The following is a 6,315-nucleotide window of genomic DNA, read 5'->3' on the forward strand; positions in this document are numbered from 1 at the left end:
TGTCGTTGAGCCAAAATAGTCCTTTTCGCATCGAAGCCCCCCTGCCGAATCAACTCGGTGCAAGGGAATCAGAACGTGTTAATTAGGTACAGACCCTAGTATCGCCAAAAAACGGACTCGCGCTGCAAAGTCGGCTCGCGGGCCGCTCTGCTAGTATTTCTCGCAGGGCAGAAAACCATGCCCAAGACATCGGAATCATCGTCATGAACAACGAAGTCGAGCTCGACGTCATGTCGGCACCGGACCCTGCCGGACGACCGCCACGGTTGTTCGCCGCCCAGCGGCGATCTTCGCTGAGTAGCAGGACAAAGGTCTTTTGGAGATCAATTTTGCGACGCGCGCTGCATATTTATTGAAATTGCCGATAGATCGACGATACTGATGTCGCAATGATGTTTTTCAACGAGATTCCCCACAGGGGGAGTTTTTTCTGCGAAGAGTTGGGAGTCTTTGCAGGATTTCCTCTCACACCTGGAGCCGGTTATGCAATACGACCGAATCGACGCTCACATCCTCGAGATCGTGCAAAAGAATAACCGTCTGACATCCGAGGCGATTGGCGAACTGGCCGGGCTTTCTGCTACCGCGTGTCAACGCAGACTTAAGAGGCTTCGTTCGGCAGGCATTATTGAGGCCGACGTTTCGATCGTCTCGGCGAAGGCGGTAGGAAGACCCATTCAGATGCTGGTGTTGGTGACCTTGGAGCGGGAGCGCTCGGACATAATCGATAGATTCAAGAAGGCCATCAAATCATCAGTTGAAGTAGTCAATGGGTTTTACGTTACAGGTGATGCTGACTTTGTCCTATACATTACCGCACGCACCATGGACGACTATGAGCAGTTCACGCGACGATTCTTCCGTGAGAACCCCGATATCAAAGGCTTCAAAACCATGGTTGGAATGGACCGGGTAAAAGCTGGCTTCGCTATTCCAATCGAGGCTCCGTCCGAGGATTGAAGCGATTGTCTCACGACGCAAATCTGCGTGCTATCGTTTATCATCGCAGGCAAGGTAAAGCGCACTGCCGAGCTACAATAGGAATCGAGCGCAGATGATGTTTGGGCTAGGTGCAATTCATAGGACTTGAGCAGCGTCTCACTCGGACTAGTGGCGCTTGTTGCGCTAACGGTTCTGCGTTGTAGCGCACGCGAGCTGACTGATTCGGTCGAGCGGAACTCGCGAACGTTTACCGAATGGAGAGGTGGTGGCGGCTTGCACAGCATGCGTCGCACACCGCGCTTTTTCATCGCTCAGTGCGTGTAAAACGCTGCCAACCGCCACATCGATCTTGTACTCTGCGCAATTAGCGAACCTTCGATCGGATTTTTAGATCGGCTTCGAGTAGAACGCCCGTCTATATGCGTTCAGATATTGCTAGCATCCCACTCTGACATAAATATGCAGATCTCAAGAATTCGACGGCGATCCCTTCGCAGCAGGGCTGATGCAGCAGCTCGCTTGCCGAAGCCGGACCAGATACAATCCATTATACGGGATCAAGACCTGGCCCAGGACTATCCCGCCTTTGGCGCGGTTGAGTGCGTGCCACACCTTGCTGACGCGGCCGGGATGTCGCGCCGAGTGATTAGACATCGGCCCCGTTCATGCTCACGCTTCAAGGACAAGGGTCAGATCCGTTCGCTCCAGGGCCGGCTAGAGCCACAGCGAATCCTCGGAGCGAGGTTCGCTCTATTAAGGCGTTTCGCACCCACATGCGGCACAAAGCAGACAGGGCCGCTCACCGTTGGCCAGTAGCCGAATTTCGGAGCCTATCTTCAATTCATCGGAGGTAACGCAGCAAGCGAGATGACTTATTCTCCCAAGCCTCGGGCTTTTAGCGCTGAAAGCATCACTGCGCCGTTCCGCCACCCTACCTTTCGGCGCATCTGGCTCGCCAGTCTGCTTACGAATTTGGGCGCCCTGATTCGGAGCGTCGGCGCGGCCTGGGCGATGACTCAGATGACATCGTCGGCCGACAAAGTCGCCCTTGTTCAGACCGCGTTGTTGCTGCCTGTTATGTTGATCTCGATGCCAGCTGGCGCCATTGCTGACATGTATGACCGGCGAATCGTGATGCTCGTCTCGCTCGGCATCTCGCTCGCTGGTGCGACCGCGCTGACGACACTTGCCTGGCTTGGTTTGGTCACGCCGGACTTGTTGCTGATACTGTGTTTCGTGATCGGCAGCGGAGTGGCCATGATGGATCCTGCCTGGCAGTCCTCCGTTAGTGAGCAGGTGCCGGCGGAAGCCCTTCCGGCGGCGGTCGCGCTGAACAGCATCAGCTACAATATTGCGCGCAGCGTAGGACCCGCTATCGGCGGCATTGTGGTTGCGACAGCCGGCGCTGTAGCTTCCTTCGCGCTGAACGCCTTGCTATATCTGCCGCTCCTTGTTGCGCTATTCTTTTGGAAGAGAAGTTCCGAACCTGCGTATCTCCCCCCCGAAAAGCTAAACCGTGCCATCGTGTCGGGGGTCCGCTACATCGCTAATTCGCCCCCGATCAAGATTGTTTTGATCCGTTCGATGGTAACGGGCCTGATCGGCGGCGCCATCATTGCGCTAATGCCACTCGTCGCACGCGATCTCCTGCGAGGCGGTGCCCAGACGTATGGGATTACGCTCAGCGCGTTTGGCTTGGGTGCGGTGATCGGAGCACTAAATATACCCGAAATACGGAAGCGCTTGAGCGGAGAGGCTGCAATCCGAGCGTGCGCTTTGTCGATGGCTGGCTCGCTTGCCGCGTTGGCGTTGAGCCGCGATCTAGTTCTAACATCGGCCGCCCTTGTCCTTGCGGGCGCCGTGTGGATGATGACGTGGGCCCTTTTCAACATTGGCGTGCAACTGTCAGCGCCGCGGTGGGTCGCGGGACGCTCGCTCGCGGCCTACCAAGCAGCGAGCTCAGGCGGAATTGCTGTCGGTAGCTGGGGCTGGGGTCGGTTGACCGATGCCGCCGGGGTCGAAACGGCACTTTTGATATCGGCCGTCCTGATGTTGAGTTCTCCGCTGTTGGGACTTCGGCTCCGCATGCCTCGCATAAACCTGCGAAGCGAGGACGCCGAGGCGCTCGCCCATCCTGAGGTTCGCCTTGCGCTAACCGATCGCAGCGGGCCGCTTGTGATAGAAATCGAATATCGTGTGACCCAAGAGAATGCGCGGGCCTTTCACAACACAATGCAAGACGTGCAGCTGTTCCGCAAAAGGAATGGCGCGTATGGCTGGTCCATCGCACGCGATATTGCCGATCCGGAACTGTGGACCGAGCGTTACCATTGCCCGACCTGGCTTGATTATCTACGTCAACGCAACCGCTCGACCCACTCCGAACGCGCGCTGGATCGTCAAGCGGCGTCCTTCCACGTCGGTCCGGAGCCCGTGCGAATCCGTCGCATGCTAGAGCGACCGTTTGGGTCCGTCCGGTGGAAGGATGATGTACCTGACCATGCCGCCAACGAAGTCTTGCTAGGCGACTTGGGCGGAGCCGAACGTGGTAATGTCATTTCCAAGACCCGCGCCAATTCGATATTGCCCTGAGGCATCTCGCGTTCTTCTCCCGCGGAAACCAGTACCTTTCGGCACTGCGGCCCTTCGAAGCTCGACCAGAGAATGGCGTTTGCCGTGATGACCGGTATCGCCTTCGTTGCGAGCTCACCGTGGATCTGCGGGTGGTCTTCGGCTCGGCAGTCGAGGCCCTGAGGGCTGTGTCAGGTCTGCACAAATGCACGTTCCGACAGAAACTAGATAGCCTTTTGCAGACCACCAAAGCCGCAGCGTAGCCTTACAGAATTCGCGTCGAGATACCGTTTTCGCCCCGCTTAGGCTTCGCTAAACCAATTCATAGATAGTCTACAAAAAAGGGGCCACTCCCGAAGGAGTGGCCCGCCAAGTCAGGGAGGAAACGTCCCATGGTGGGACCTCTGGGATCAGGCCGCAGCCTGTTCGATCGGTGAGAACGGCAGGCCGAGACTTTCGGCTACCGCCTTGTAAGTTAACCGGCCTCGGTAGACATTGAGACCTGCGCGCAGATGCGGATCTTCGAGCACGGCTGCAAATCCCTTGTTGGCCAGAGCCAAACCAAGTGGAAGAGTCGCGTTATTCAATGCGTGGCTGGAGGTGAGCGGAACAGCTCCCGGCATGTTGGCGACGCAGTAATGGATGATGCCATCAACTTCGTAAGTTGGATCAGCGTGCGTAGTCGCATGCGATGTCTCGAAACATCCGCCTTGATCGATAGCCACATCTACGACGACAGAGCCTTTGCGCATCGAACTCAACATGCCACGGCTTACAAGTTTGGGCGCGCTGGCGCCGGCGACGAGTACGGCGCCAATGACGGCATCCGCCGCAAATACTTCCTGCTCGATGGCGTCGATTGTCGAAAAACGTGTTCGAACGCGGCCTTCGAACAGCTCATCCAGTTCGCGAAGTCGGGAAATCGAACGATCGACAATCGTGACTTCGGCACCTAGGCCTGCCGCCATCCTCGCGGCATGCGTACCGACCACACCGCCTCCGAGCACCACGACACGAGCTGGCGGGACACCCGGTACGCCCCCGATCAACAGTCCCCGTCCGCCGGCATGTCGTCTGAGGGCGCTACCTGCCGCTTCGATCGCGAGCCTGCCGGCGACCTCGCTCATAGGCGCGAGGAGAGGTAGCCCACCGCGTGCATCGGTCACCGTTTCATAGGCAATTGCCGTGCACCCAGACTTGAGGAGACCCTTAGCCTGCTCCGGATCTGGAGCCAAATGCAGGTACGTGAATAGAATCTGATTCTCTCGCAGTTGGCTCCATTCAGAAGGCTGGGGCTCCTTGACCTTTACGATCATCTCGCTAGCTGCGAACACCTCACGAGCGGAGCCCACGATTGTTGCGCCGGCCTGGCGATAGTCCTCATCTGTTGCGCCAATGCCAGCGCCAGCATTCGTCTCGATGAGCACGCTGTGACCGACGGCCACGTATTCGCGAACGGCTCCCGGCGTAAGTCCCACGCGGTATTCGTGGCTCTTGATTTCCTTGGGAACACCGATCTTCATTTGCCCTCTCCTTGAGACTGCTTTTAATCGAAATAACAGCACGACCTACGCCGCAGACGCCCAAATCTTGCAGAAATTCAGCATCTTTCCTGGGGATCGTGCAGGATTCCAAATGGCGGAACGCCGAAAGGCCTACAGGAGGTCTCCTCAAGACCACAACATAGCAGATGCAGTGTCGAATCCACCTGGCTCCTGAAATGGAGGTTGCAGCTAGCATGGCTCCAGCATACTTCGATGCAGGCTTTCTCAAGCAACCCGTCCAGATAGCTTGCGGTTAGACATCATCAATCACCGAGGACCGCCGTGTGGTCATCCACGCTGTATCAAGCCTTTCAAAAGCTCGCCGACCGCCTCCTCGAAAGCACAGATCGTGATTCTGCTCAGCAGAGCATGGCCGATATCGCAGAGGCGCTGAATCTATCTAGCTTCGCCTATCTTGCGCTTCCTCGTAAACCAGGCGGTCCCCCGACCCTAATCTCGACATATCCGGGATCCTGGACAGCACTCTATCTTCAAAACAAATACGAGTCTGATGATCCCGTGGTGCGTCAGGCGATCCGCTATAGTCAGCCCTTTCGATGGGGGCTGGAATTTGGTCCGCCCGTCCGATCGGAACGAGAGCGCGAAATATTTGAAGAAGCGGCGAAATTCGGCATCCGTTATGGATTTACATTTCCAATCCACGATGAAAGCGGTCCGCTCGCGGCGCTGAGCTTTGCGACCGACGATCGTCGAACCAGTTTTGAGCATTCGATACTCAAACATGCCCAGAACCTACGGTTGATCGCAACGTTCTTCCATGCACATGTAAAGCGTTTCTGGACGGCCGATCGCTTGGTCGCCGGGGTAGTATTGTCTCCCCGAGAGCTGGAATGCCTTGAATGGTCTTCGCGCGGCAAATCTGCTAGCGACATCGGGATCATTCTCGGCATCACCGAGCGTACTGTGTGCTTTCATCTGGATAATGCCCGAGCAAAGCTCGGCGTTGGCTCGCTGCGTCAAGCCGTCGTGCTGTTAACGGAAGCAAAGTTTCGAAGATAGAGCGCTTCCTCTTCGTAGACACCTGTGTGACTGCACAGGATGCGGTCGCCTCTACCTTTCTGCTTTGTTTGATATGAGCTGCACCCGGTTCCGAAGACACCAAGTTAGGTGTTTTATGGAGCAGGAGGTGCGTCATGGAGAGAAGGCAGTTTACGCGGGAGTTCAAGCTTGAGGCCGTGCGGCTGATCAAGCAGCGCGGCGTGTCGTATGCGCAGGCGTCCAAAGACCTTGGTATTCA

Annotated in this window: 5 protein-coding genes; 4 read left to right on the forward strand and 1 reads right to left on the reverse strand. The window is 56.7% G+C overall.

Annotated elements, in window-relative coordinates; translation table 11 throughout:
• Positions 1-483 precede the first annotated feature (483 nt).
• A complete protein-coding gene (locus IVA74_RS40170) occupies positions 484-960 on the forward strand; it encodes an Lrp/AsnC family transcriptional regulator (RefSeq protein ID WP_247353622.1) in 477 nt (158 codons plus the stop codon).
• An 849-nt stretch (positions 961-1,809) separates the two neighbouring features.
• Positions 1,810-3,534, forward strand: a complete 1,725-nt coding sequence (locus IVA74_RS40175) for an MFS transporter (RefSeq protein ID WP_247353624.1) — start codon at positions 1,810-1,812, stop codon at positions 3,532-3,534.
• A 389-nt stretch (positions 3,535-3,923) separates the two neighbouring features.
• Here IVA74_RS40175 and ald read toward each other — a convergent pair whose 3' ends face one another.
• Positions 3,924-5,036, reverse strand: coding sequence for an alanine dehydrogenase (gene ald / locus IVA74_RS40180; RefSeq protein WP_247353626.1), 1,113 nt, complete (start codon positions 5,034-5,036; stop codon positions 3,924-3,926).
• Between the two features lie 303 nt (positions 5,037-5,339).
• On the opposite strand from ald, the gene IVA74_RS40185 reads away from it, so the two are divergent.
• Both IVA74_RS40185 and IVA74_RS40190 read left to right on the forward strand, forming a co-directional pair.
• Complete coding sequence (locus tag IVA74_RS40185) at positions 5,340-6,077, forward strand: LuxR family transcriptional regulator (protein ID WP_247353628.1); 738 nt, start codon at positions 5,340-5,342, stop codon at positions 6,075-6,077.
• 134 nt (positions 6,078-6,211) lie between these two features.
• On the forward strand, positions 6,212-6,315 hold a 104-nt coding region (locus tag IVA74_RS40190), incomplete at its 3' end, for a transposase (RefSeq protein WP_247340152.1).

Origin of the sequence: Bradyrhizobium sp. 132 (assembly GCF_023074185.1) — a bacterium.
GTDB lineage: Bacteria > Pseudomonadota > Alphaproteobacteria > Rhizobiales > Xanthobacteraceae > Bradyrhizobium.